Below are 26220 nucleotides of genomic sequence, written 5' to 3'. Positions count from 1 at the left end.
CTTATGGCACCACGAGATAGGCCTTCTGGTCGGCGATCGCGATGGCCACGTGGGTGCCGGAATTGAACTCGACGAAATCGAGCTCCATGCCGTCGCTGAAGATGACGCCGCCCCTGCTCTGCCGCGAAGAAACCACCAGCGGCCGGTCGCGGGTGATGACCCCATGCACAAGCGACACGCCGGTCGTGTTGCTCGGAAACGGTTCGCGCACCGAAAAGAACAGCTGTTCGCCTTCGCGGTCATAGCCTTGCGGCGGCACGGTCGGCACGGAGTTGTCACCATAGGCCGCAGCCAGTCCCGCGGCGCCCGCCATCACCGAGCGTAGCCAGCCGGTAGAGCCGGCGCCCGTGGAGATGATAATGCCGCTCGACGACTGGCGCTCGGTCCTGCCGCCATAGGTCAATTCGTAGCGCGCCGAGACATGCGTCGAGGCGCCAACGAACAGATCGTTGAAGGCGATCAGCCGGCGTCCGTCATTGGAGCGCGCTTCGGCCATCACCACCGCCTGGCGCTTCGCCTTGCCGGCGATCGTAAGGCCGAGGACCTTTTCGGTATCGTCGGCATTCCACGGCAGCAGCACGCCGTCGAAAAGCGCCGGGTTCGGGTTGATGCCGATCAGCGGCTGGTACGGGAGGTACTTCGCGGTGTTGGACACCAGCCCGTCCTGACCGAGCGCGATCACCGCGTCGGAGCCGAATTCGAACTGCGGGACCAGTTCGCGGTCGAGCCGCAACTGTTTGAGGCCTTGGGGAAGCGAACCCATCACCCGGTCGAGCGCCTGGTGATAGACGTCATGCGCCGCCTTGACCAGGTCGAAATTCATGCCGGCCTGCCGGAGATAAAAGCGCGCCTGTCCCTGCGTGTTAAAGCGCGTCGTCAGCTCCTCCAGCTCGGTCTTGCGGGTGACGACGATCACCCGGTCGATCGGCCTGCCGCTCTGGTCGCTTGCCACCCGAGCTTGCCTTTCAGGACCCGGCTTTCGGAGTGGAAAGCTGGCTGAGCGCGCTGGTGAGCATATCAGGCGTGATCGACAGATTGCCGACCGAACCGCCCTTTTCCGCCCAGGCCTTGAAAGCCATCGCCGTCAGCACGTGCGCCGGCGCCGACGAATAGACGGTGAGTTCGAGCTGTTGGGCCTTGGCTTGCGCCTCGGCAAGCGTCAGCTTGTTGCGCGCCTCGGTATCGACCAGCAGCTTGTTGCGTTCGGCAAGCTCGATTTCGGTCGCCAGCTCGCTCTGCTTGATCTCGCGCTCCTTCTCCACGCCCCAGGCACGGCGCCCATAGATCGCGGCATCGGCCTGGCGCTGCAGCGCCTCGCGATATTCGGTCTGGAGCGCCTTGCGGATCTCCGGCGTCGGCTGGACCGAGGTGATGTGAACCTCCTCGATCGACAGGCCGGCGGTCGCGGCAATCGGATCGTTGCGCAGCAGTTCGGCCAGATTGCCACCGAGCTTGGTCACCTCGGCCAGCGCCTGTTCCAGCGTCATGCTCGAAACCACCGCGCGGGCGCGGCTCTGTATCGCCAGCACCAGGCGTTCGGCGATCTTCTCACGGCCGTCGCCGACGACGTCGGCACGGCTGAGCTTGGCGCTGAAATCAAAACCTTCGGCTGCCTTGAGCGGATCGATGATGCGGTAGCTGACCGACCCCTGGATTGCCAGATCCTGAAAATTCGCCGTCGTCTCGGTGAAGATGAAGGGGTTATCGAGCGACGTCACCGGCACCATCGCTATCGTGGTGCCGAACGTGCCGTGCCAGAAGGAGATGCCGCGCCCCTGCTCCCTGATCTTGCCGTTCTTGAAGCGCAGGATGTGATACTCAGGCGTTCCCTTGAAATAGCTGATAAACATGCGCCCCCCAAGGTTCATCAATTCAATCAGATGTTTAGCCGCGATCCCTGAAACGGTTGGTGATGGGATAGCGGCGGTCGCGGCCAAAATTCTTCCGGGTGATCTTCACACCCGGCGCCGCTTGTCGGCGTTTGTACTCGGCAATGTAGAGCAAATGTTCGACGCGCGTCACCGTCGCCCGGTCGTGGCCGCGCGCGACGATGTCGTCGACGCCCATTTCGTTCTCGACCAGGCATTCCAGAATGTCGTCCAGCACCGGATAGGGCGGCAGCGAATCCTGGTCGGTCTGGTTCTCGCGCAATTCCGCCGACGGCGCCTTGTCGATGATATTCCTGGGGATCACCTCGCCTGAGGGACCGAGCGCGCCCGGCGGCACATGGCTGTTGCGCCAGCGCGACAGCGCATAGACCTGCATCTTGTAGAGGTCTTTTATCGGGTTGAAGCCGCCATTCATGTCGCCATAAAGCGTGGCGTAGCCCACCGACATCTCGCTCTTGTTGCCCGTGGTGACGACCATCGAGCCGAACTTGTTGGAAATCGCCATCAGGATCGAGCCGCGCGCGCGGCTCTGTAGATTCTCTTCGGTGATGCCTTCCTTGGTGCCTTCAAAAAGCTGCGCCAGCGTGTGTAGGAAACCCTCGACCGGTTCGAAGATCGGCACGATGTCATAGCGGCAGCCAAGCGCACGGGCGCAATCCTCGGCATCCTTCAGCGAATCCTCCGAGGTATAGCGGTAGGGCATCATCACCGCCCGCAGCCGCTCCTCGCCGAGCGCATCGACGGCCAATGCCGCGCAGATCGCCGAATCGATGCCGCCGGAGAGACCCAGCACGACGTTCTTGAAGCCGTTCTTGTTGACGTAGTCGCGCAGGCCCAGCATGCAGGCACGGTAGTCCGCCTCTTCGCGCTCGGGGATTTTCGACATCGGCCCTTCCGAGCAGACCCAGCCGTCAGAGTTATCTGCATTTTGCGCGCCTGCGGCGACACGGCTGCGCTTCCAGGTGGTGACATCGACAGTTTCCTCGAACTGGCTCATCTGGAAGGCGAGCGTCTTGTCGGCGCCGATGGCAAAAGAGGCGCCGTCGAAGATCAGCTCATCCTGGCCGCCGATCTGATTGGCATAGATCATCGGCAAACCGGTCTCGATGACCTGGCGCATAACGACCTGATGGCGCACGTCCATCTTGGCGCGGTAGTAGGGCGAGCCGTTCGGCACCAGCAGGATTTCCGCGCCGCTCTCGGCCAGGGTTTCACAGATGCCGACGTCGCCCCAGATGTCCTCGCAGATCGGAATTCCGATGCGCACACCACGGAAGTTGACGGGTCCCTGAGCCTCGGGCCCGGCCTGGAAGACGCGCTTCTCGTCGAACTCGCCATAGTTTGGCAAATCGAGCTTGTAGCGCTCGGCGAGGATCTTGCCGCCATCGGCGACGATGATCGAATTGTGGGTGCCGCTCTTGCGCTTCAGCGGCGTGCCGATGATGACGCCCGGCCCGCCATCGGAGGTATCCGCGGCGAAATCCTGAGCGGCCTTCTCGCAAACCTTGAGGAAGGCCGGCTTCAGCACCAGGTCCTCCGGCGGATAACCGGCAAGGAAAAGCTCGGTGTAGAGCACGATGTCGGCGCCCTGGCGGGCGGCATCCGCCCTCGCCTCGCGCGCCTTGGCAAGATTGCCGGCGACATCGCCGACCGTCGGGTTGAGCTGGGCAACGGCGATGCGCAGAATATCGGGTGCGGTCTTCTGGGTCATCTGTGCGGTTTAGCGCGGCAAATTTGCCCGGGCAATGGCGTTCGTTTGGACCAATTCGGTGATCAGTCGTCGCCCATATATTCGCGCAGCGATTGCGGCGAATGGTTCTCTCCGATCGACATCGCCAGAATGCGCGAAATGTGCCGGCGCGGCAGGCCGGTTTCCTGCGCCCATTTGTTGATCTGCGCCTGAATCCTGTCGAGATCCCTCTTCGACGTCGGACTTTCGGCGATGTCGAGGCCGGCGTCACGCAAAGCCGCGACCATATCGGCCGAGATGACGAAGGCGTCCCATTGCAGCCAGCGCAGGAAATACTGGCCGGTGTTGCCGCCAAGCCGGCTGCCATGCTTGCCGAGATACGCCATCAGCCCGACCTGGTCGTCGTCAGGCCACTCCGCGAGGAATTTGCCGAAACCGCCATGTTCCTTCGACACACGCTCAACGAAGGCGGCGTTGTCGCGGACGGATTTGATCTTCTGCGGGTTGCGCACAATCCGTTGATCAGCCGTCAGGTCGTGCCAGAAGTCATCAGGCTGAAACAACAGCCGTTTCGGCTCGAAATGGAGAAACGCGCCCTCGAACCCAGGCCATTTCTGTTCGATAACGCGCCAGACGAAGCCGGCGGCAAATACCCGCTCGGCCATCGTCGACAGGATGCGATCGTCCGTAATGTCGGCAATCGCAGCATTGTCAGGCGCCGGCCCGAGCAGCGAGGTCAGCACCGCGTCGCCGCCTTTGCGTTTTGCTGCACGGGCGCGAATCTTCGCGAAATCGGGCATCCTGCATCCTCGCGCCGCGCTTTTGACGAAACGCCATCTTCCTATATGCAAACGAGGCTGCCAAGCCGACGCTTTTCCTATGGAGACATCCATGCACAAGACCGTGCCAGAACTGGCCAACCGCTGGCTGAAGCGAACGCCGGAGGGCCTCAGCGAGCTCGAGCGGCGGGTGTTGCAGAGCACTGTCGACCGCAAGCCCATCTCGCAGGATATCAACGACAGCCTCACCGGCCTTCAGGGCGCCGGCGACCGGATCGCCGATGCCATTGCCCGCATCGGCGGCTCGTGGACGTTCATCCTGTCCTTCATTGCTTTCCTAGTGCTGTGGATCGGCGCCAATTGGTGGCTGCTCGGGCGAGACTCGTTCGACCCCTACCCCTTCATCTTCCTCAACCTGGTGCTGTCGATGATCGCCGCCTTGCAGGCGCCGGTGATCATGATGTCGCAGAACCGACAGGCCGCGCGCGACCGCATCGACGCCGCGCATGACTATGAGGTCAACCTCAAGGCCGAGATCGAGATCATGGCTCTGCATGAAAAGCTGGACGAACTGCGCCACAGCCAGATCATCGGCGTGCGCGAGGACATCGCGCGCCTGGCCGAACAGGTGAACCGCATAGACGAAAAACTGTCGGGCCGGCAAACCTCTCAATGACCGGGATCGTCCATCACCTCATCGAGCAATATGGGTTGATCGCGGTTTTCATGGGCTGTGTCGCCGAAGGCGAAAGTGCGGCCATCCTCGGCGGCTTCTTCGCCCATCAGCATGTCTTCATCCTCTGGAAGGCTTTCCTCACGGCCGCCATTGGCGCCTTCGTCGGCGACACGTTTTTCTTCATTCTCGGCCGCAGCTTTGCCGACCATCCCAGGGTGCTGAAACTGAAGGCGAGGCCCGGCTTCAACCACGCCTACCGTCTCGTCTCGTCCCATCCCAACATATTCGTCCTGTCCAACCGCTACATCTATGGCCTGCGCCTGGTCGGCGGCATCGCGGCCGGTTTCGCCAGCATTTCGGTAGCGCGCTTCGTTATCCTCAACGCGGTGTCGTCGCTGGTCTGGGCGGCTTTGTTCTGCGGCATCGGCTACGTCTTCGGCCTCGGCGCCGAGCAGATGATAGGCAAGGCACTGCTCCATCACGAACGGCTGCTGATCGCGCTTGCCATAGGCCTGGGTGTCGCCATCCTTGCCTGGCTCATCGCCCGCACCGTCGCCGGTAAGGAGCGCGCCAAGGACGCCCGCGACAGCGAAACCACATCGTAAGGTTCAGTCGTCGTCCTCGACCAGAGCCCGGTCGCCGCGATCGAGGATCAGCGGGATGATGAGATCTTCCTCGTCGGCCAGATGCCGCTTCAGCATGGCAATCAGCCGGCTGTTCTCGTCCGCATAGGCGTCGGCGGCGAAGCGCTGCCTGTCCTCGCTCTCCTCGAGCGTGCGGATGAAGGCGTTCGCCGTCTCGGCGTTGCGCTCCAGCCCCTCATGAATGGTGTGATGGTCGGCATCGAGGATTTCGAAGCCGCGCTTCAGGCGCGGCTCCGCCTTGGCGAAAGCCGGGAAATATTGGTAGTCCTCGACATTGTGGTGGCCGTCGAGATTGCCGAGAAAGTGGTTCAGCCGCGGCGCGAACCAGCGCGCGAAATCCGGCGCCGTCAGCCTGCCTTCGCGATAGTCGCCAATGCCGTTGGTGAGCATGCCGCCCAGCTCTCGGAACATGTCGTGCCGCTGCAGCCACATGTTTGCCATGCCGTGGATGTTGGCGTGGCCCTGCCATGTCTCGCGCGGATATTTTTCCGCCAGCCAGCGCAGGTCTTCCGGCAGGCCGGCTCTTTCAAGCAGCAGAAAATTGGCTTCCACGACGTCAGTCTCCTTTGGTGACTAACATATGGGAGCGTTCAGATCAGATCGGTAGTCCCGTGATGCGCTCGATGAGGGCGATTCCCCAGACGCCGGCGACGATAATAACCGAAATCAGCACCGCCAGCGAGCCGCAGTCCTTGGCGAGCTGGATGTCGACGTTGAACTCGCGACTGAAGGCATCGCAGGCTGCCTCGATGCCGGTGTTCAGCACTTCGACCATGATGAGCAGCAGCACCGCGCCGATCAACAGCGCGTAGCCGCGCCACGAGACCGAGACGAACCAGCCGAGCGGCAGCGCCAGCACCAGCAGCATCAGTTCCTGCTGAAATGCCCTTTCGCTGGCGGCGAGCTTGCGAAAGGCTCGCACAGAATTGAAGTAAGCACCGATCAGCCGCTGCATGCCGCATCCCCTTCGAATCACCGGCAGGGGATATCGCAATGGCTGGATCAAGGGAATAAGGCAGCCGCCGCAAAATCACTCCTCCGCAACCTTGATCGGCGGCGTCGACTTCTCGAACTGCGGCAGTCCATCGTCGATCGTATAGTAATCGCCCTTGTCGCCGACAAAGATGTGGCATTGGCCTTCGAGCCCGGTCGGGTTGTCGAACGATCCGGCCAGAACCGAGACATAGGCATCCTGACCCGGCTTCCAGAACAGCACCGAGCCGCAGATCTTGCAAAAGCCGCGCTTGGCAAAGGAAGACGATTCGTACCAGCTGATGTTGTCGGCGCCGGTTATCGTGATGTCGCCGTCGGCGACGTTGGTCGCGGCGTAAAAATGCCCGCTCTGCTTGCGGCACTGCGAACAGTGGCAATAAATGACTCCGCGCAACGGCCCTCGCGTCTGGAAACGCACGGCTCCACACAGGCAAGATCCGCTGTGGTTGTTGCTCATCCCTGCCTCCACCAGCCATCGTTCACGGCTTCGCCGCTGGCCGAGAGGATTTCAGTTTTGCCGCAGCCGGGCACCGGCAAATGCGACATGGGGTGGGCGTGTTCGGACCTGACCTCAGGATCTTTGCAAACCATTTCTGCAGCCTGCGGTAGAACGGACGCGTTACCTGGCGGCACATTAAGGAAACTTTAGCGCCGGCGCATCTATGGTCGTTGCCAAGCGAATGTCGCGATTGGGGACGTGTCTTTCGCAGGATGATCCGAAATACGGCTGGCACTCTCCGGTCGGCGGCATCTCGCACGGTCTGCGATGGTTCCCAGAGGCAGAGTGAACAGAACATGCAGCCGGCAGCCGTCCAGACCGACCGAAACAGCGACATTGCAACAGCCGTTGTGGCGACCATGCGTCAGCTCGGCGTGCTTGGCCTGCCGCGCAATTACGAAATCTTCTACGAAGCACTGAAAGGCACCAATCGCGAACTCGGCCTGGCCGTCGTCGCGCTGGGCAACCAGCCGACGCAGGACGATCTCGACCGCATCGGCCGCGCTTTCTTTGCCCAGCATCACGGTCCCGGCATTGTCGAGCAGGCGCGCGACGTGCTGGCCAGGGAACTCGAGGACATCGCCTTGCTGCTGCGCAGCGAACGTAGCCATATCGAGAAATACGGCAAGATCCTCGATGAGACGTCGAGTGGCCTCGCCAACCGCAGCCTGCTTTCGCAGGATCTGCTGCAGAAGGTCGCCAGCGCCATGGCGGCAGCCACCAACTCGACCCTCGACCACGGCAAGCAGGTTGCAACCACGCTGAGCGACAAGACGGCGGAACTGGAGAGCGTCAAGTCGAAGCTTGAGGAGTACAAGCGGCTCGCCGACACCGACCCCTTGACCCATATCTGGAACCGCCGCGCCTTCGACAAGCAAATCACGGCGATTTACACCTCCAACAAGGGGATCCTGTTCAACGCCCTGATCCTTGCCGACATCGACCATTTCAAGGGTGTCAACGATCGCTACGGCCACCCGGTCGGCGACAAGATCATCCAGATCGTCGCTGAAATCTTCCAGACCAGCATCCGTGAAGACATGTTCGTTGCCCGCACCGGCGGGGAGGAATTCGCGCTGATCGTCGAGGGCGCCAGCGAGGATACCACTTACGAGATCGCCGAACGCATCCGCGTGCTGATCGAACAGACGCCGTTCACCAGCAGCCAGACCGGCGCCAATTACGGCACGGTGACCGTTTCCATGGGCATCTGCATGGCTTCCGAAGCGGAAAGCCCGGAGGATCTTTACACCAAGGCGGACCGGGCGCTCTACCGCTCCAAGGTTGGCGGGCGCAACCGCGTCACCCGGCACTCGACAATGGCCGGCCGCACCGGCAAGAACTGGCTGCTATACAAGAAAGACTGACGCTTCGGCGTGCAGCCAATTCCCGGGCACAGGCAAATTTATCGGATCCCGCCTCTTTCCATATGAATTTCAGTGGACTATATTTTCCATGGAAAGAGAGAGGCCATGTCTGTTACACAACCCAATGCCGCCCCTGATCTCACCGCGACGGCGGCCGAAAACGCGGTTCTGACCAAGGCCACGCTGCGTGCCGCCGAACTCCTGGATATAACCGCCAGGGTGCTTGCGTCGATCATCGGCGTCTCGGAAGCCACGGTTTCACGCATGCGCAGGCAGGAATTCCTGCTGGAGCGCGGCACCAAGCCGTTCGAACTCGCGGTGCTGTTCGTGCGGCTGTTCCGTTCGCTCGATGCCATTGTCGGCGGTGACGAGACGATAGCCCGGGCATGGCTGAAGAACGCCAACACGGCTTTCGATGGCAGCCCGCTTGAAAAGATCCTCACCATTACCGGGCTTGTCGATGTCATTGCCTATCTGGACTCCCGACGCGCTCTCGTCTGAAGCCGTCCGGCTCGACGGCAAATACTGGCGCATGGTCGAGGCGCAGCACCGCGTCTCGACGCTGAAGATCGTCGACACGCTGGACGAACAGGCGCTGCTCGAGGATCTGATCGAGGAGACCAAGCCGCAGATCCCCATGGAATGCCGGCATCTCCACTATCTCTTGGCGACGCCCTTCCGCTACGGCTCGATCTATCCCTACGGCTCGCGCTTCCGCCGCGCCGGCCGCACCCTGGGCGTCTACTATGCGGCGGAGACGATCATGACGGCGGTCGCCGAAATGGCCTTCTACCGCCTGCTGTTCTTCGCCGATTCGCCCGACACGCCATGGCCGCGCGACGCCGCCGAATACACCGCCTTCGCCGCCGCGATCCATACCGACAATGCCATCGACCTGACGCGGCCGCCGCTCGACCGCGATCGGGCCCATTGGACGCATCCGACCGACTATGCCGCCAGCCAGGCGATTGCCGATGTCGCGCGTGAGGCTGGGCTGGAGGCGATCCGTTACCGTTCGGCGCGCGACCCGAAGGGCGTCAATGTGGCGCTGCTGACATGCCGCGGCTTTACCAAGGCCAAGCCGCTGGAGCCGCACACATGGCGCATCCGGCTAGGCTCCCTCGGCGTCCAGGGGATCTGCGAATTTCCGGAAAGGCGCATCGAGTTTTCCAGAACCGCCTTCGCCAATGATCCCCGGCTCAACGGATTGTGCTGGGAACGCGGGCGTTGATCAAACGAAAAAGCGCCGGATTTCTCTGGCGCTTATCATTTCAATTCTGAAAACGGGTTCAGCCGTTAGCCACCTGCTTGTGCTGCACCGGATGGCTCTTCTTCAAGAGATCCGACACCAGGAACGCCAGCTCGATCGCCTGGTCGGCGTTGAGGCGCGGGTCGCAATGGGTGTGATAGCGGTCCTGCAGCTCCTCGGCGGTGATGGCGCGGGCGCCGCCGGTGCATTCGGTGACGTTCTTGCCGGTCATCTCGACATGGATGCCGCCGGGGTGCGTGCCTTCGGCGCGATGCACCTCGAAGAAGGTCTGCACTTCCTTGAGGATGCGGTCGAACGGCCGCGTCTTGTAGCCGGCAGCCTCGATCGTATTGCCGTGCATCGGGTCGGACGACCACACGACGCTGCGACCTTCCTTCTGCACCGCGCGCACCAGCTTCGGCAGATGGTCGGCGACCTTGTCGGAGCCGAAGCGGGCGATCAGCGTCAGCCGGCCCGGCTCGTTCTCCGGATTGAGCAGGTCGATGAGCTCCAGCAGGCCGTCAGTCGTCAGCGACGGGCCGCATTTGAGGCCGAGCGGGTTCTTGATGCCGCGGCAATATTCGACATGCGCATGGTCGGGCTGTCGGGTGCGGTCGCCGATCCAGATCATGTGGCCCGACGTTGCGTACCAGTCGCCGGAGGTCGAATCGACGCGGGTCAGCGCCTCTTCATAGCCGAGCAGCAGCGCCTCGTGACTGGTGTAAAAGTCGGTCTCGCGCAGCGCGTAGTTGGTCTCCGAGGTGATGCCGACGGCCTTCATGAAGTCCATCGTCTCGGTGATGCGGTTGGCGAGCATGCCATACTTCTCGCCTTGCGGGCTGTCGGAGACGAAGCCCAGCATCCAGCGATGCACATTCTCCAGGCTGGCGTAGCCGCCTTGGGCGAAGGCACGCAGCAGGTTAAGCGTCGCCGCCGACTGGCGGTAGGCCATTTCCTGGCGGGCCGGGTCGGGAATACGCGACTTGGGGTCGAACTCGATGCCGTTGATGATGTCGCCACGGTAGCTTGGCAGCGTCACCTCGCCCTTGGTCTCATTGTCGGACGAGCGCGGCTTGGCGAACTGGCCGGCGACACGGCCGACCTTCACCACCGGCTGCGCGCCGGCAAAGGTCAGCACCACCGACATCTGCAGGAAGACGCGGAAGAAGTCGCGGATGTTGTCGGCGCCATGTTCGGCGAAACTCTCGGCGCAATCGCCGCCCTGCAGAAGGAATGCGTCGCCGGCAGCGACAGCCGCAAGCTGCTTCTTCAGCTTGCGCGCCTCACCGGCAAAAACCAGCGGCGGAAAGGTGGCGAGCTGGGCTTCCGTGTTCTTCAGCGCGGCGAGGTCCGGATAGGCAGGAACCTGCTTGATCGGCTTTGCTCTCCAAGAATTCGGCGACCATTTCGTCATCGCTGCACCCAAACGCTCTTTCCAGCAGGCTTTTGCCCGCCATTCCCGCCCCATATGGGGATGGCGGCTCCATACACGAAGCCGATTTTCTATTCTAGACCGGAATTCAAGCGCTGGCGAATGGTAGCCGGCGGGCTATGCGGCCTTCTCCACCAGCCGCGCCAACTGCGTCATGACGACAGCCGAGCCCGCCAGACGCTTCTCGGCTGTCGGCCAGTCGCGGATGAAGACCACGCTGTGGTCGGCCCTGATCTTGGCCAGCGAGCCCTGTTCGCCGATGTACTTGACCAGCCCGACCGGGTTGGAAAACTCGCGCTTGCGGAAATGGATGACGACGCCCTTGGGGCCGGCATCGAGCTTTTCGACATTGGCCCTGCGGCAGAGCGCCTTGATGAAGACGATCTTGAGCAGATGCTTCACTTCCTCCGGCAGCGGGCCGAAGCGGTCGATCAGCTCGGCGCCGAAAGCATCGATCTCCCCCGTGTTTTCGAGATCGCCAAGGCGGCGGTAGAGCGCCAGCCTGAGCTGCAGGTCCGGCACGTAGCTTTCCGGGATCATGACAGCCGTACCGACAGCGATCTGCGGCGACCAGCCGCCGTCCTGGACCTCGCCGGAGTCCTTCACCTCGGCCACCGCCTCTTCCAGCATCTGCTGGTAAAGCTCGAAGCCGACCTCCTTGATATGGCCGGACTGTTCTTCGCCGAGAAGATTGCCGGCGCCCCTGATGTCGAGGTCGTGGCTGGCGAGCTGGAAGCCGGCGCCAAGCGTGTCCAGCGACTGCAGCACCTTCAGCCGGCGCTCGGCCGTGTCGGTGAGCTTGCGGTTGGCCGGCAGCGTGAACAACGCATATGCCCGCACCTTGGAACGGCCGACGCGGCCGCGCAGCTGGTAGAGCTGCGACAGGCCGAACATATCGGCGCGATGGATGATCAGCGTGTTGGCGGTCGGAATGTCGAGCCCGGATTCGACGATGGTGGTCGACAACAGCACGTCGTACTGGCCGTCATAGAAGGCGTTCATGATGTCGTCGAGTTCGCCCGGCGGCATCTGGCCATGGGCCACCGCCACCTTCAGCTCGGGGACGGATTCGCGCAGGAAATTATGGATTTCGGCGAGATCGCTGATGCGCGGAACGACATAGAAGGAATGGCCGCCGCGGTAGCGTTCGCGCAGCAGCGTCTCGCGGATGACCAGCGGGTCGAAAGGCGAGATGAAGGTCCGCACCGCCATGCGGTCGACCGGCGGCGTGGCGATCAGCGACAGTTCGCGCACGCCGGTCAAGGCAAGCTGCAGCGTGCGCGGGATCGGCGTCGCCGACAACGTCAGCACGTGGACGTCGGTCTTGAGGTCCTTCAGCCGTTCCTTGTGCTTGACGCCAAAATGCTGCTCCTCGTCGATGATCAGCAGGCCGAGATTCTTGAACGAGATCGCCGACCCGAGCAGTGCATGGGTGCCGATGACGATGTCGACCTGCCCCTCGGCGATGGCTTTCTTGGTTTCCACCAGTTCCTTGGCGCCGACCAGCCGCGAGGCCTGGCCGACGCGGATCGGCAGGCCGGAGAAGCGCTGCGAAAAGGTCTTGAAATGCTGGCGCGACAACAGCGTCGTCGGCACCACGACCGCGACCTGGAACCCTTCCATCGCGGCGATGAAGGCGGCGCGCAACGCCACTTCGGTCTTGCCGAAGCCGACATCGCCGCAGATCAGCCGGTCCATCGGCTTGCCGGCGCCGAGATCGTCCACGACGGCATCGATCGCGCCCTGCTGGTCGTCGGTCTCCTCATAGGGAAAGCGCGCCGAGAATTCGCCGTAAAGCCCTTCCGCCGGCACCATGGGCGGCGCGGTACGCATCTGGCGCTCGGCGGCAATGCGGATCAGCTGTCCGGCCATGTCGAGCAGGCGCTTCTTCAGCCGCGCCTTGCGCGACTGCCAGGCGCCGCCGCCGAGCTTGTCCAGCGTCGCCTCGGCTGTGTCAGAGCCGTAGCGCGACAGAAGCTCGATGTTTTCCACCGGCAGGAACAGCCGGTCGTCGCCGGCATAGTGGATTTCCAGGCAGTCATGCGGCGCGCCGACCGCCTCGATGGTGCGCAGGCCGATGAAGCGGCCAATGCCGTGATCGGCGTGGACGACGATGTCGCCGGCCGACAGCGACGACGCCTCGGCGATGAAATCCGACGCGCGCTTCTTGCGCTTCGAGCGGCGGATCAGCCGGTCGCCCAGAATGTCCTGCTCGGCGACGACAACCAGCTGTTCGGTCTCGAAGCCGGATTCCAGCGGCAGCACGGCGAGTGCCGCCTGCCCCGGCTCGAGCTTTTCCGCCTCGGCCAGCGTCGCCACAGGCACCAGATTGCCGAGATGGTGCTCGGCCAGGATCTGGCCAAGCCGATCGAGCGATCCTTCGGTCCAACCGGCGACGATGACCCGCCGGCGTGCCGCGCGCTCGTCGGCAATATGCTTCACCACGACGTCGAAGACGTTGGCGTTGGGGTCGGCACGTTCCTCGGCGAAGCTGCGGCCGTGGCGCGAACCGCCATGGAACACCTTTTTGGCCCCGACATCGGGCGCGTCGAAGGCGGTGAAGTCGATGGCTTCGCGCGGTCCGAGGGACGCTACGAGGTTTTCCGGTGAGAGATAGAGCAGGTCCGGCGCCACCGGCTTGTAGGGCACGGCGTCCTTCAAGGCGGCGTCGGCCTGTTTGCGGCGCGCTTCGTAGTGGTCGAGGATCAGCGTGTGACGCTCAGCCAGCGCTTCGTGCGCCAGATGGTCGAAGATGACAGGCGCATCCGGCAGATAATCAAACGCTGTCTCCAGCCGCTCGTAGAACAGCGGCAGCCAGTGCTCCATGCCGGCAAAGCGCCGCCCTTCGCTCACCGCCGCATAAAGGCCGTCGTCGCGCTGCGGCGCGCCAAAGGCTTCGATATAGGAGCGGCGGAAGCGGCTGATGGTTTCGGGGGTCAGCGCCACTTCACTCATCGCCTGCAGCGCCATCGACTTGCGCTGGCCGGTGGTGCGCTGCGTGGCGGCGTCGAAGACGCGGATCGATTCCAGCGTGTCGCCGAAGAAATCGAGCCGCAGTGCTTCCGTCCAGCCGGGTGCGTAGAGGTCGAGGATGCCGCCGCGCACGGCGAATTCGCCGATACCGCGCACCGTCGGCACCCGCTCGAAGCCGGAAATCTCCAGCCGCGACACCAGCGCGTTCATGTCGATCTGGTTGCCAGGCTTTGCGTGGAAAGTCTGCGCTTCGACCAGATCGGCCGGCGGAATGCGCTGCAGCAGCGCATTGGCAGTGGTCAGGATGACGGCGCGATGCGGCTTTTTTGCCAGCGCGATCATCGCCGTCAGCGCATCGAGCCGCTTGGCGGCGGCATCGGAGCCTGGCGAAACGCGGTCATAGGGCAGGCAATCCCAGGCCGGCAACTCCAGCACCGGCAGGCCGGGGGCGGCAAAGGTCAGCGCCTCGATGATCGACGGCAGGCGCTGGCCGTCGCGCGCCACGAACAGCACCGGTTTGTCAGGCGCAATCTCATGGATCGCCTGCACCAGCGCAAAGGCTTCGTAGCCATCGGCAACGCCGTCGACGATGAACTGGCCGGCGCGGCCTTTCGGCAGACCGATTTTGGGAATGAGGCTCATGGTTGCACGTTTAAAATGTCATGGTCCGGCGCGATGCCAGGATCTTTTGCAGGACGGCACAGTCGATATTCCCGGGAACCGGGCGTTCGCCGGTGACCATGGGCAGGAATTCGGTGTCGGGAATGTCGAGCAGCCTTTCATATTGGTCGATTTCATCGCCGGTCAAGGCGCCGATCTCGTTGTCGGCGAACGTACCGAGGATAAGGTCCATCTCGCGCATCCCGCGATGCCAGGAGCGGAACAACAGCTTGCGGCGCCTGATATCCAGCCCCTCGCTCGATCGTTTCGTCCCGGTCATCGTGCCGCATCCTTGCTTGGTGCGGCGCATATAGCGTGGATAGAGGGCGGTGTCAGCCTTGCAACGCACGGGTGGGCGGCTAAACATCCCGGGTGTGAAGAACACTCCTGACAACGCTGGTGCCGGACACCGCCCGCACTTCACCCTCCCCCTTGTGGGGAGGGTCGGCGAGCACGCTTCGCAAAGCGAAGCGAGTGAGACGGGGTGCGGCGCTGGTGCGCCGCCTTCTTCTGAAGTTAGACGCGCACCTACCCCCACCCCGCTCCGCTTCGCGGATCGACCCTCCCCACAGGGGGGAGGGTAAAGGCATGCGCCCCTCCCTCCTCGACCCTCTCTTCGTCCCCATCACTTCGCTTGCCGGCGTCGGCCCCAAGGTTGGCGCTCTGATCGAGAAGGTGGTGGCGGCCGATCTCGGCGAACGGCCGGCGCGCGCGGGCGACCTGTTGTTCGTGCTGCCGCACACCGTCATCGACCGTCGCAATCGTCCCAGCATCGCGCTTGCGCCTGCAGGCGCCATCGTCACGCTCGACGTGCGCATCGACCGCCACCAGCCGCCGCCGCGCGGCAACCGGTCGGTGCCTTACCGCGTCTATGCCCATGACGACACCGGCGAGATCGGGTTGACCTTCTTCCACGCCCATGCCGCCTATCTCGAAAAAGCGATGCCGGTGGGCGAGCATGTCGTCGTCTCCGGCCGTATGGAATGGTTCAACGGCCGCCCGACCATGGTCCATCCCGACCATATCGCTTTGGCAGGTGACACTGAGAACCTGCCGCTGGTCGAACCGGTCTATCCGCTCACTGCGGGCCTGTCCGGAAAAGTGCTGCGCCGCGCCATCGGCCAGGCGCTCGGCCGGCTGGCGGAATTGCCGGAGTGGCAAGACGACGCCTTCATGCGCAAGCAGACCTTTCCGGCCTTTGCCGACGCGCTCGCCCGCATCCACTATCCCGCGGACCCCCTCGATGTCGCCATCGAGGGGGTGGCATGGCGCCGCCTTGCCTATGACGAGCTTCTCGCCGGCCAGGTCTCGCTGGCGCTGGTGCGGGCAAAGGTGCGCCGGCTGTCGGGCCGGCCGCTGATCGGCGACGGCCGCATCGTCGAGAAACTGCGTGCGGCCCTGCCCTATTCATTGACCGGCAGCCAGGAATTCGCGCTTGCCGAAATCAATGCCGATCTGGCCGACCCCGAGCGCATGCTGCGCCTGCTGCAAGGCGATGTCGGCTCCGGCAAGACGGTGGTGGCGCTGCTCGCCATGGCGCGCGCGGTGGAGGCCGGTGGCCAGGCGGCGTTGATGGCGCCGACCGAAATCCTGGCGCGCCAGCATCTGGCGACAATCACGCCGCTGGCCGAACAGGCCGGCCTGCGCGTCGCCATCCTCACCGGTCGCGAAAAGGGCCGCGAGCGCGCCGATACGCTGGCGGGCCTGGCCAGCGGCGACATCGACATCGTCGTCGGCACCCATGCGCTGTTCCAGGAAGCGGTGACCTATCACGACCTCTTGCTTGCCGTGGTCGACGAGCAACACCGCTTCGGCGTCCACCAGCGGCTTGCCATCACCGCCAAAGGCGACGCCCCGGACATGCTGGTGATGACGGCGACGCCGATCCCGCGCACTCTGGTGCTGACCGCCTTCGGCGACATGGACGTCTCCAAGCTGACGGAAAAGCCGATTGGCCGCCAGCCGATCCGCACCGTCACGCTGCCACTGGAACGGCTGGACGAACTGGTCGGTCGCATGCTGGACGCGGTTGCCGACAGCCAGAAGATCTACTGGATCTGCCCGCTGGTCGAGGAATCCGAAGAGATCAAGTTGATGTCGGCCGAGGACCGTTTTGCCTCGCTGCAGCCCTTGTTCGGCGATCGCATCGGCCTCGTCCACGGCCGCATGAAGGGCGCCGAAAAGGACGAGGCGATGCGCGCGTTCAAGGCCGGCGAAACCCGCATCCTGATCGCCACCACCGTCATCGAGGTCGGCGTCGACGTGCCGGACGCCACCATCATGGTCATCGAGCATGCCGAACGTTTTGGCCTGGCGCAACTGCACCAGCTGCGCGGCCGCGTCGGGCGCGGCGACAAGCCTTCTTCCTGCGTGCTGCTCTACAAGGACCCGCTCGGCGAGACGGCAAAGCGCCGGCTGTCGGTGATGCGCGAGACCGAGGACGGTTTCCTGATCGCCGAAGAGGATCTGAAGCTGCGCGGCGAAGGCGAATTGCTCGGCACCCGCCAGTCCGGCACGCCGGGCTTCCAGGTGGCGCGCATCGAGATGCACGCCGACTTGCTCGAAGCAGCCCGCGACGATGCAAGGCTGGTCCTGTCGCGCGACCCGGAACTACAGTCTGAGCGCGGCGAGGCGCTGCGGCTGCTGCTCTATTTGTTCGGCCGCGACGAGGCCGTGCGGCTCTTGCGTGCCGGCTGAGCACCCTCGGCGATCAGCCCGCCAAGCGGCGGGTTGGCGAGATCTCCGTCGATCGGCTGGCCGTTCATCGTCACCATTTTCGGCTTGACTTCGGGCGCCACCAGCCCGGCCGAGACGATCAGCCTGGCGCCGTCCTCGATCGTCATGTCGAGCAGCACGATGTCGGATTTCGGCACGTACATCAGGAAACCGGTGGTAGGGTTCGGCGTGCACGGCATGAACACGGCGATCATCGGGTCGCCTGCATGGTCGAGCTTCTGGTTGATCTCGGTTTCCTTCTCGCTGGCGACGAAGACCAGCGACCAGACGCCTTTTCGCGGATATTCGACCAGCCCGACCTGGCGGAACATATCGCCCTTGTTCGACAGCACCGTCTGGAAAATCTGCTTCAGCGAACCGTAGATGCCGCGCACCAGCGGCATACGGCCAAGCAGCCGTTCGCCGAAATTGACGATGGCGCGACCGACGATGTTGGCGGTCATGAACCCGATCAGCGTGATCAGCACGAGCGCCACGATCAGGCCGAAGCCGGGCACCGGAAACGGCAAATAGGTGTCGGGGCTGTAGCGCGCCGGAATGTACGGCTTCACCCAGGAATCGACCCAGCCGACGAACGACCAGGCGATATAGGCGGTGATCGCCAGCGGCGCGCAGACGATAAAGCCTGTGAGGAAATAGTTCCTCAGCCGGGTCATGCCGGAAGTTCTGGGAGCATCGGACATGGTTCACCGGGGACGCGGGTTGCAGCGCCACACTAGTGAAGCGGACGGCGCTTTGGAACCGCGAAGTTTTTAAGACCGCCGATGAGCGCCGACTACTCCACCGTCACCGATTTCGCCAGATTGCGCGGCTGGTCGACGTCTGTCCCCATAAACACGGCGGCGTAGTAGGCCAGCATCTGGATCGGCAGCGCATAGATGATCGGCGAGATGATTTCCGGCACGTCGGGCAGGATGATCGTCTCCATCGTCTTGACGCTGACCTGCGCCGCGCCCTTGGCGTCGGTGATCAGGATGATCTTGCCGCCGCGCGCCGCCACTTCCTGCATGTTCGACACGGTCTTTTCGAAGATACGGTCATGCGGCGCGATGACGATGACCGGCATGTTCTCGTCGATCAGCGCGATAGGCCCATGCTTCAGCTCGCCCGCGGCGTAGCCCTCGGCGTGGATGTAGGAGATTTCCTTGAGTTTCAGTGCGCCTTCCATGGCCAGCGGGAAATTGGTGTCGCGTCCGAGATAGAGCACGTCCTTGTAGCGCGAGATTTCGCGCGCGATGCGCTCGATCTGCTCCTCGAGCTTGAGCACCTGGTTGGCGTAGCGAGGCGCCTCCGAAAGAGCGCGCACCAGCGTCTTTTCCTCGTCCTTCGAGATCGTGCCGCGGGCCACGCCGGCGCGCACCGCCAGCGAGGCCAGCACCGAAAGCTGGCAGGTGAAAGCCTTGGTCGAGGCGACGCCGATCTCCGGGCCGGCCAAGGTCGGCAGCACGACATCGGATTCGCGCGCCATGGTCGATTCTCGCACATTGACGATGGCGCCGATCTTCATGCCCGCCTTGCGGCAATAGCGCAGCGAGGCCAGCGTGTCGGCGGTTTCGCCGGACTGCGAAATGAAGAAGGCCGCGTCATCAGCCGATAGCGGCATTTCGCGGTAGCGGAACTCCGAGGCGACATCGATGTCGACCGGCAGCCGCGCATAGCGCTCGAACCAGTATTTGCTGATCAACCCCGCGAGATAGGCGGTGCCGCAGGCCGAGATCGCCAGCCGGCCGATCTTGGCGAAGTCGAACGGCAGCTCCAGCGGCTTCGACACGCCGGAGACGAAATCGACATAATGCGCCAGCGTGTGCGAGATCACTTCCGGCTGTTCATGGATTTCCTTTTCCATGAAATGGCGGCGGTTGCCCTTGTCGACCATGAAGCTGGTCGACAGTGATTGCTGGCGCTTGCGGGCAACCTCTTTGCCGTCGATGTCGAAGATGGTGACGCCATCGCGGCGCACCACCGCCCAGTCGCCGTCTTCAAGGTAGGTGATGGAATTGGTGAAGGGCGCCAGCGCGATGGCGTCGGAGCCCAGAAACATCTCGCCATCGCCATGGCCGACGGCCAGCGGCGGGCCATTGCGGGCGCCGACGATGAGGTCCTCGTCGCCGGTGAACATGATGGCCAGAGCAAAGGCGCCTTCCAGTCGCTTCAGCGCCTGATGCGCCGCCTCGATCGGCTTCAACCCTTTGGCGAGTTCGCGCGCCACCAGGTGCGCCACGACCTCGGTGTCGGTCTGTGATGAGAAGGAATAGCCGTCGCGGATCAGTTCGTCGCGCAGTTCGGCGAAATTCTCGATGATGCCGTTATGAACGATGGCGACGCCGTCGGAAAAATGCGGATGGGCGTTGGTCTCGTTGGGCACGCCATGCGTGGCCCAGCGCGTGTGGCCGATGCCGATCGTGCCATCGAGCGGCTCGTCCTTCAGCCGGCGTTCGAGGTTGATCAGCTTGCCTTCGGCGCGGCGGCGGCCAAGCCGGCCATGCTCGACCGTGGCGACACCGGCCGAGTCATAGCCGCGATATTCCAGCCGCTTCAGCGCATCGACGATGAGCGGCGCGACCTGGCTCTGGCCGACAATTCCGACGATACCGCACATATGCCTGCCCCCAATTCCCGCTGGAAAACCAGTCCCGATGGAAAACCAGCGCTATCTAGGGATTGCCGGCCCGCCGCGAAAGTCACTTTGCATTTCGTCTGGTGTAACGGAACGCTTCTCAACCCGATGCACCATGACACACCGCTCTTGCAATCCGGTTACCGCAATTCCTCGGTTGTTCAATTGCTTCGGCGGTTAATGGTCGGTGCCGGCCTTTTTCTTCGCCGCAGCGGCCGAGGCAAAGCGCTCGCGCAATTCCTTGCCTTTCCCGGGAATGGTCTTCTGGCGGGCGCGGCCGAAGGCCAGCGCATCGTCCGGCACAGTTTCGGTGACGACGCTGCCCGAGGCGATGTAGCCACCCTTGCCGATGGAAACCGGCGCCACCAGCGACGAGTTCGAGCCGACAAAGGCACCCTCGCCGATATCGGTGAAGAACTTTGAATAACCATCATAGTTGCAGGTGATGGTGCCGGCGCCGATATTGGCCCCCGCGCCCACACGGGCATCGCCGATATAGGTCAGATGATTGACCTTGGCGCCCTCCTCGATGACCGCCTGCTTGACCTCGCAGAAATTGCCGACCTTGGCCTTTTGCCTCAGATCGGCGCCAGGCCTGAGCCGCGCGAACGGACCGACGTCGCAATTGGAGGCGATGGTGGCGCCCTCTATGTGGCTGAAAGCGTGTATCTTGGCCCCGGTTGCAATTTTCACGCCCGGGCCGAACCAGACATTGGGCTCGACGATCGTGTCGGCGCCGATTTCGGTGTCGTGCGAGAAATACACGGTCTCCGGCGCGATCAGCGTTACGCCCGACAGCATCGCCTCGTGCCGGCGACGCGTCTGCCAGATGTCTTCCGCCTGCGCCAGTTCGGCTCGGTTGTTGATGCCTAGCGCACTCTCGAAGCTGGTTTCGGTGGCAACGACATCGACGCCCTGCGCGCTGGCGATCTCGACGATGTCGGTGAGATAGAACTCGCCCTTGGCGTTCTTGTTGCCGACCTTGTCGAGCAGTTCGAGCGCATGAGCGCCGGCCACCGCCATCATGCCGGCATTACAGAAGCCGATCTTCTTTTCCTCGGCGGAGCAGTCCTTCTCCTCGCGGATGGCGGTGAGCTTGCCGCCCTTTTCGATCAGCCGGCCATAGCCGGTCGGGCAGGGCGGGCGGAAGCCGATCACCACAACGGCCGCGCCATCGGCAAGCTTTTGCCGCGCGGTCACCAGGGCTTCAGCGTCGATCAGCGGCGTGTCGCCGAACATCACGAGAATGTCGTCATAACCCTTTGATATCGCATCGCGCGCAGCCCGCACGGCATGCGCAGTGCCGAGCCGCTTCTCCTGCACGAAGGTCTCGGCCTTGGGCGCGAATTTCGCCGCCGCCTTGCGCATATCATCGGCGCCATGGCCGATCACCAGCGCCTGGCTGCGGGCGCCGGCGGCCTCGGCCGCTTTCACCACATGGGCGACCATCGGCAGTCCGGCGATCTGGTGCAGCACCTTCGGCATCGCGCTCTTCATGCGCGTGCCTTCACCGGCGGCGAGAATGACGGACAGGCAGGATCTCTGGCTCATGGATGGCAACCGTATGAAAGGGATCAGGAATCGCAGAGTGGTAGCATCTGGCGTCATGCTGCACCAATGCGGTTAAATTCCGGTGAGGTGATGAGGCAGTTCACTCTCGATCAGCGGATCGCTACCCCAGCCGGCCCAGCACCGGAAAATTCTCGAGCAGCCAGTAGGACACCGTCTGCACGCCGCCGGTGAGGAAGAACACGCCGGCGACGACCAGCAGCGCGCCGATGGCTTTTTCGACGCGGCCGAGATGGACGCGGAACCTGCCGAGGAAGCGCATGAAGGCGCCGGAGAACAGGGCAGCAATCAGGAACGGAATGCCGAGGCCAAGCGAATAGGCGGCAAGCAGAAGAGCGCCCTCGCCCACCGTCTCGCGGCCGCCGGCCAAGGTCAGGATCGGCCCCAGCACCGGGCCGATGCACGGCGTCCAGCCAAAGGCGAAGGCCAGCCCCATGACATAGGCGGCGACCATGCTGGCAGGCTTGCCCTGCGACTGAAAGCGCGCCTCGCGCGACAGAAGTGGTATGCGCAGGATGCCGAGGAAATTCAGCCCCATCAGGATGATCAGCACCCCGGCCGCCACCGCCAGCGGCTCCTGCCAGACGCGCAGCCAATGGCCGATGGTCGAGGCGCCAGCGCCGAGCGCCACGAACACGGTGGAGAAACCGAGTACGAAGGCGAGCGAGGAATAGATGAGCGCGCCGCGGGCGCCGGCCTTGGCCGCGACGCCGGCACCGCCACCGCGAAAGTCGTCGACCGACACGCCGGCCATGTAGCAGAGATAGGGCGGCACCAGCGGCAGCACGCAAGGCGACAGGAACGAGATCGCCCCCGCTCCGACCGCGCTGACATAGCCGATGTCCAATGGCATTCCAGAACTCCAGATTCCTTGGCGCCGATATAGCGACGCAAAATCGTGTTCGCCAATCACCATCGTGTGGAATTTGGCTACAGATACGATCCGGCCGGACGAATTGTTGTCGGCCAATCCCAAGTTGACCAAGCCGGGGAAGAAATGTCCCTCGCCGAACGTTCACAAAGCGAAGCCGCGATTTCTGCGCGCTTCGTCGGATCACCAGGGAGATTTCCATGAAAACGATCACCGTCGGCCTGGCCGCCCTTCTGCTCAGCACCGCCGCATCCTTCGCCGCCGAAGCGTGGAAGGAAGCCGAAGTCGGTGGCACCAAGATCTACACCGATGCCAATGGCATGACGCTCTATACCTATGACAAGGACGAGAAGGGCAAGACCAACTGCTACGACAAATGCGCCACCAACTGGCCGCCGCTGAAGGCCGAGGATGGCGCCAAGGCGGACGACGAATGGACCATCGTCGAACGCACCGACGGCACCAAGATGTGGGCCTATGACGGCAAGCCGGTCTACACCTTCATCAAGGACAAGAAGGCCGGTGACATCACCGGCGACGGCGTCGGCGAAGTCTGGCACATCGTCAAGGCCGACTGATCGTCCGAACCTCTATCCCGCACCCCATCGGCGGGACTCGGCTGGCCGCCGGCTCCAAGCGACCCGGCGACCAGTTCGGCATTTACGGGCAGCACGAACTGGTCGCGGCGCCTTTCCCGGTGGCTCGAAACACGAACCCTCCCAGACAAAAATTTTGTGATCTTCTCCATACACTCTAAGAGTGTATTGCGGCACACGCCTCCGCATTTTGGCCGCTTGCCCTTGACCGATCGCAAAAGCGCGGCCATGTGAGCGACCAATTGAATGCGTCACGCAGCGGAATTCTTCTGCCGCCCCACAGCTGATATGAGACCTCATGGACGTCGTCGTCGTCGAATCGCCGGCCAAGGCAAAGACAATCAACAAGTATCTCGGCAAGAACTTCAAGGTTCTGGCCTCGTTCGGCCATGTCCGCGATCTGCCGGCCAAGGATGGTTCGGTGCGTCCCGACGAGGATTTCGCCATGTCCTGGGCGGTCGACACCGCGTCCGGAAAGCGTCTCACCGACATCGCCAACGCGGTCAAGGATGCCGATGGCCTGATCCTCGCCACCGATCCGGATCGCGAGGGCGAAGCCATTTCCTGGCACGTGCTGGAGGTGCTCAAGCAGAAGCGCGTGTTGAAGGACAAGCCGGTCAGCCGCGTCGTCTTCAATGCCATAACCAAGTCGTCGGTGCTGGAAGCGATGGCCAATCCGCGCCAGATCGATGCACCATTGGTCGATGCCTATCTGGCTCGCCGCGCACTCGATTATCTCGTCGGCTTCACGCTGTCGCCGGTGCTGTGGCGCAAATTGCCGGGCGCCCGTTCGGCCGGCCGCGTCCAGTCGGTGGCGCTGCGCCTGGTCTGCGACCGCGAATCCGAGATCGAGCGCTTCATCCGCGAGGAATACTGGCAGATCGCTGCCCTCCTCGGCACGCCACGTAACGACAGCTTCGAGGCGCGGCTGACCGCGTTCGAGCGCAAGAAGCTGCAGAAGCTCGACATCGCCAGCAAGGCGCAGGCCGACGATATCAAGGGCATGCTCGAAGGCGCGACCTTCAAGGCTCTGTCGGTGGAAGCCAAACCGACAAGGCGCAATCCTGGCCCGCCCTTCACCACTTCGACGCTGCAGCAGGCGGCATCGTCGGGCCTCGGCTTTTCGGCGACGCGCACCATGCAGGTGGCGCAGCGCCTCTATGAAGGCATGGAGATCGGCGGCGAGACCACCGGCCTGATCACCTATATGCGAACCGACGGCGTGCAGATGGCGCCGGAGGCGATCGACGCCGCCCGCGACACCATCGCCAAGGAATTCGGCCCAAGATACCTCCCGGAAAAGCCGCGCCAGTACACAGCCAAGGCCAAGAATGCCCAGGAAGCGCACGAGGCGGTCCGCCCGACCGATTTCATGCGCACGCCGGCTTCGGTCAGGCAGTATCTCGATTCCGACCAGCTGCGGCTTTACGAATTGATCTGGAAGCGCGCCATCGCCAGCCAGATGCAGTCGGCCGAGATCGAGCGTACCACGGTCGAAATCGAGGCGGTCAATGGCGCTCGCACCGCGGAGCTTCGCGCCGTCGGTTCCGTCGTTCGCTTCGACGGCTTCATCGCCGCCTACACCGACCAGAAGGACGACGACGCCGAAGACGAGGAAAACCGTCGCCTGCCCGAGATCCGTGCCGGCGAGCAGCTGGCCCGTCAGGCGATCAATGCCACCCAGCACACCACCGAGCCGCCGCCGCGCTACTCCGAGGCGTCGCTGATCAAGAAGCTGGAAGAGCTCGGCATCGGCCGTCCATCGACCTACACCGCGATCCTGAAGACGTTGGAAGACCGCGACTACGTCACCATCGACAAGCGCCGGCTGGTGCCGCAGGCCAAGGGCCGGCTGCTGTCGGCTTTCCTCGAAAGCTTCTTCGAGCGCTATGTCGAATATGACTTCACGGCCTCACTCGAGGAAAAACTTGACGAGATTTCCGACGGCAAGCTCGCCTGGAAGGACGTGCTGCGCGACTTCTGGAAAGATTTTTCCGGCGCCGTCGCCGACATCAAGGAACTGCGCGTCACCGACGTGCTCGATGCGCTGAACGAGGAACTGGCGCCGCTGGTGTTCCCCGCGCGGGAGGATGGCTCGAATCCCCGCATCTGCCCGAAATGCGGCTCCGGCAATCTGTCGCTGAAACTCGGCAAGTTCGGCGCCTTCGTCGGCTGCTCCAACTATCCGGAATGTTCCTTTACCCGCCAGCTCGGCGACGCCGCCAACCCGAATGGCGAGAATGGCGGCGGCGAGGACGGTACCAAGGTGCTCGGCAACGATCCCTACACGGCAGAGGAAATCACGCTGCGCTCAGGCCGCTTCGGTCCTTATATCCAGCGCGGCGACGGCAAGGAAGCCAAGCGCTCCAGCCTGCCCAAGGGCTGGACGCCCGACTCGATCGACCATGAAAAGGCCTTGGCGCTGCTGTCGCTGCCGCGCGATATCGGCAAGCATCCTGAATCCGGCAAGATGATCTCCGCCGGGCTTGGCCGCTATGGTCCATTCGTTTTGCATGATGGCACCTACGCCAATGTCGACAGCATAGAGGATGTGTTCTCGATCGGCCTCAACCGCGCTGTCACCGTGATCGCCGAGAAGCAGCTGAAGGGCAAGGGCGGCCGCAATGGCGGCACTGCGGCGGCGCTGAAGGAACTCGGCGACCATCCCGATGGCGGCGGCAAGATCGTCGTGCGCGATGGCAAATACGGGCCCTATGTCAACTACGGCAAGGTCAACGCGACGCTGCCCAAGGGCAAGGATCCGCAGTCGGTGACGGTCGAAGACGCGCTGGCGCTGATCGCCGAGAAGGAAGCCAAGGGCGGCGGCGGCAAGAAGCCGTTCCGCAAGGCGGCAGCCGCCAAGGCCCCCGCAGCCAAGACAACCACTGGCAAGACAACCACTGGCAAGACAACCACTGGCAAGAAAACCACAGCCAAGAAGTCGGCGACCAAGAAGCCGGCGGCGAAGAAAAAGGGATAG

The 26220-nt window shown here is 63.4% G+C and carries 22 protein-coding genes; 8 read left to right on the top strand and 14 right to left on the bottom strand.

What is annotated here, in order from left to right; translation table 11 throughout:
- Position 1: 1 nt before the first annotated feature.
- The 4 genes from NKI35_RS11255 to NKI35_RS11240 all read right to left on the bottom strand — a co-directional run bounded on the left by NKI35_RS11255 (position 2) and on the right by NKI35_RS11240 (position 4379).
- Positions 2-952: a diacylglycerol kinase catalytic domain-containing protein gene (locus NKI35_RS11255; protein WP_352740009.1), complete on the bottom strand. Its 951-nt coding sequence runs from the start codon at positions 950-952 to the stop codon at positions 2-4.
- A 13-nt stretch (positions 953-965) separates the two neighbouring features.
- Positions 966-1850: an SPFH domain-containing protein gene (locus tag NKI35_RS11250; RefSeq protein WP_352740007.1), complete on the bottom strand. Its 885-nt coding sequence runs from the start codon at positions 1848-1850 to the stop codon at positions 966-968.
- Between the two features lie 34 nt (positions 1851-1884).
- Positions 1885-3600, bottom strand: coding sequence for an NAD+ synthase (locus NKI35_RS11245; RefSeq protein WP_352740005.1), 1716 nt, complete (start codon positions 3598-3600; stop codon positions 1885-1887).
- Positions 3601-3662: 62 nt separating this feature from the next.
- Complete coding sequence (locus NKI35_RS11240) at positions 3663-4379, bottom strand: DNA-3-methyladenine glycosylase I (protein ID WP_352740003.1); 717 nt, start codon at positions 4377-4379, stop codon at positions 3663-3665.
- Positions 4380-4470: 91 nt separating this feature from the next.
- Here NKI35_RS11240 and NKI35_RS11235 point away from each other — a divergent pair, with 91 nt between their 5' ends.
- A complete protein-coding gene (locus tag NKI35_RS11235) occupies positions 4471-5034 on the top strand; it encodes a DUF1003 domain-containing protein (protein WP_023691179.1) in 564 nt (187 codons plus the stop codon).
- Positions 5031-5639 carry a DedA family protein gene (locus tag NKI35_RS11230; protein ID WP_023729841.1) on the top strand — a complete coding sequence of 203 codons (609 nt, stop codon included), beginning with the start codon at positions 5031-5033 and terminating at the stop codon, positions 5637-5639. The genes NKI35_RS11235 and NKI35_RS11230 overlap by 4 nt, the downstream gene beginning before the upstream one ends.
- Positions 5640-5642: 3 nt before the next feature.
- On the opposite strand, the gene NKI35_RS11225 is transcribed toward NKI35_RS11230, so the two are convergent.
- The 3 genes from NKI35_RS11225 to NKI35_RS11215 all read right to left on the bottom strand — a co-directional run bounded on the left by NKI35_RS11225 (position 5643) and on the right by NKI35_RS11215 (position 7128).
- The gene (locus NKI35_RS11225; RefSeq protein WP_023667553.1) at positions 5643-6230 is read right to left on the bottom strand and encodes a hemerythrin domain-containing protein; all 588 of its coding nucleotides are present in this window, start codon (positions 6228-6230) and stop codon (positions 5643-5645) included.
- Positions 6231-6273: 43 nt separating this feature from the next.
- Positions 6274-6633, bottom strand: coding sequence for a diacylglycerol kinase (locus NKI35_RS11220; RefSeq protein ID WP_023681553.1), 360 nt, complete (start codon positions 6631-6633; stop codon positions 6274-6276).
- Between the two features lie 75 nt (positions 6634-6708).
- Positions 6709-7128 (bottom strand): GFA family protein, encoded by a 420-nt coding sequence (locus tag NKI35_RS11215; RefSeq protein WP_023681554.1) that lies wholly within the window; start codon positions 7126-7128, stop codon positions 6709-6711.
- A 338-nt stretch (positions 7129-7466) separates the two neighbouring features.
- Here NKI35_RS11215 and NKI35_RS11210 point away from each other — a divergent pair, with 338 nt between their 5' ends.
- The 3 genes from NKI35_RS11210 to NKI35_RS11200 all read left to right on the top strand — a co-directional run bounded on the left by NKI35_RS11210 (position 7467) and on the right by NKI35_RS11200 (position 9768).
- Entirely contained in the window at positions 7467-8537 is a 1071-nt protein-coding gene (locus NKI35_RS11210; RefSeq protein ID WP_023681555.1) for a GGDEF domain-containing protein, read from the top strand.
- Positions 8538-8642: 105 nt separating this feature from the next.
- The gene (locus NKI35_RS11205; protein WP_023667557.1) at positions 8643-9038 is read left to right on the top strand and encodes an MbcA/ParS/Xre antitoxin family protein; all 396 of its coding nucleotides are present in this window, start codon (positions 8643-8645) and stop codon (positions 9036-9038) included.
- Entirely contained in the window at positions 8998-9768 is a 771-nt protein-coding gene (locus tag NKI35_RS11200) for an RES family NAD+ phosphorylase (protein WP_352740001.1), read from the top strand. Before NKI35_RS11205 ends, NKI35_RS11200 begins: the two co-directional genes overlap by 41 nt.
- Positions 9769-9826: 58 nt before the next feature.
- Here NKI35_RS11200 and NKI35_RS11195 read toward each other — a convergent pair whose 3' ends face one another.
- The 3 genes from NKI35_RS11195 to NKI35_RS11185 all read right to left on the bottom strand — a co-directional run bounded on the left by NKI35_RS11195 (position 9827) and on the right by NKI35_RS11185 (position 15131).
- A complete protein-coding gene (locus tag NKI35_RS11195) occupies positions 9827-11200 on the bottom strand; it encodes a class II 3-deoxy-7-phosphoheptulonate synthase (RefSeq protein WP_023688326.1) in 1374 nt (457 codons plus the stop codon).
- Positions 11201-11335: 135 nt separating this feature from the next.
- The gene (gene mfd, locus NKI35_RS11190; protein ID WP_352739999.1) at positions 11336-14833 is read right to left on the bottom strand and encodes a transcription-repair coupling factor; all 3498 of its coding nucleotides are present in this window, start codon (positions 14831-14833) and stop codon (positions 11336-11338) included.
- Positions 14834-14843: 10 nt separating this feature from the next.
- Entirely contained in the window at positions 14844-15131 is a 288-nt protein-coding gene (locus NKI35_RS11185; protein WP_023735327.1) for an FAD assembly factor SdhE, read from the bottom strand.
- Between the two features lie 308 nt (positions 15132-15439).
- Here NKI35_RS11185 and recG point away from each other — a divergent pair, with 308 nt between their 5' ends.
- Complete coding sequence (gene recG / locus NKI35_RS11180; protein WP_352739996.1) at positions 15440-17548, top strand: ATP-dependent DNA helicase RecG; 2109 nt, start codon at positions 15440-15442, stop codon at positions 17546-17548.
- On the opposite strand, the gene NKI35_RS11175 is transcribed toward recG, so the two are convergent.
- The 4 genes from NKI35_RS11175 to NKI35_RS11160 form a co-directional block, all read right to left on the bottom strand.
- Positions 17500-18270 (bottom strand): DUF502 domain-containing protein, encoded by a 771-nt coding sequence (locus NKI35_RS11175; protein WP_031193123.1) that lies wholly within the window; start codon positions 18268-18270, stop codon positions 17500-17502. The genes recG and NKI35_RS11175 overlap by 49 nt on opposite strands.
- A gap of 92 nt (positions 18271-18362) precedes the next feature.
- The gene (gene glmS / locus NKI35_RS11170) at positions 18363-20186 is read right to left on the bottom strand and encodes a glutamine--fructose-6-phosphate transaminase (isomerizing) (protein ID WP_352739994.1); all 1824 of its coding nucleotides are present in this window, start codon (positions 20184-20186) and stop codon (positions 18363-18365) included.
- 195 nt (positions 20187-20381) lie between these two features.
- Entirely contained in the window at positions 20382-21755 is a 1374-nt protein-coding gene (gene glmU / locus NKI35_RS11165) for a bifunctional UDP-N-acetylglucosamine diphosphorylase/glucosamine-1-phosphate N-acetyltransferase GlmU (RefSeq protein ID WP_352739992.1), read from the bottom strand.
- Positions 21756-21876: 121 nt separating this feature from the next.
- Positions 21877-22626 (bottom strand): cytochrome c biogenesis CcdA family protein, encoded by a 750-nt coding sequence (locus tag NKI35_RS11160; protein WP_352739990.1) that lies wholly within the window; start codon positions 22624-22626, stop codon positions 21877-21879.
- 218 nt (positions 22627-22844) lie between these two features.
- Between NKI35_RS11160 and NKI35_RS11155 the strand changes: the two genes are divergently transcribed.
- Both NKI35_RS11155 and topA read left to right on the top strand, forming a co-directional pair.
- A complete protein-coding gene (locus tag NKI35_RS11155; protein ID WP_023701184.1) occupies positions 22845-23222 on the top strand; it encodes a COG4315 family predicted lipoprotein in 378 nt (125 codons plus the stop codon).
- 316 nt (positions 23223-23538) lie between these two features.
- Positions 23539-26220, top strand: a complete 2682-nt coding sequence (topA, locus tag NKI35_RS11150; protein ID WP_352739988.1) for a type I DNA topoisomerase — start codon at positions 23539-23541, stop codon at positions 26218-26220.

Origin of the sequence: Mesorhizobium sp. M0676 (genome assembly GCF_040320535.1) — a bacterium.
Classification (GTDB): domain Bacteria; phylum Pseudomonadota; class Alphaproteobacteria; order Rhizobiales; family Rhizobiaceae; genus Mesorhizobium.
Note: the sequence above shows the minus strand (reverse complement) of the source record. Positions and strands in the feature narration are given on the sequence as shown.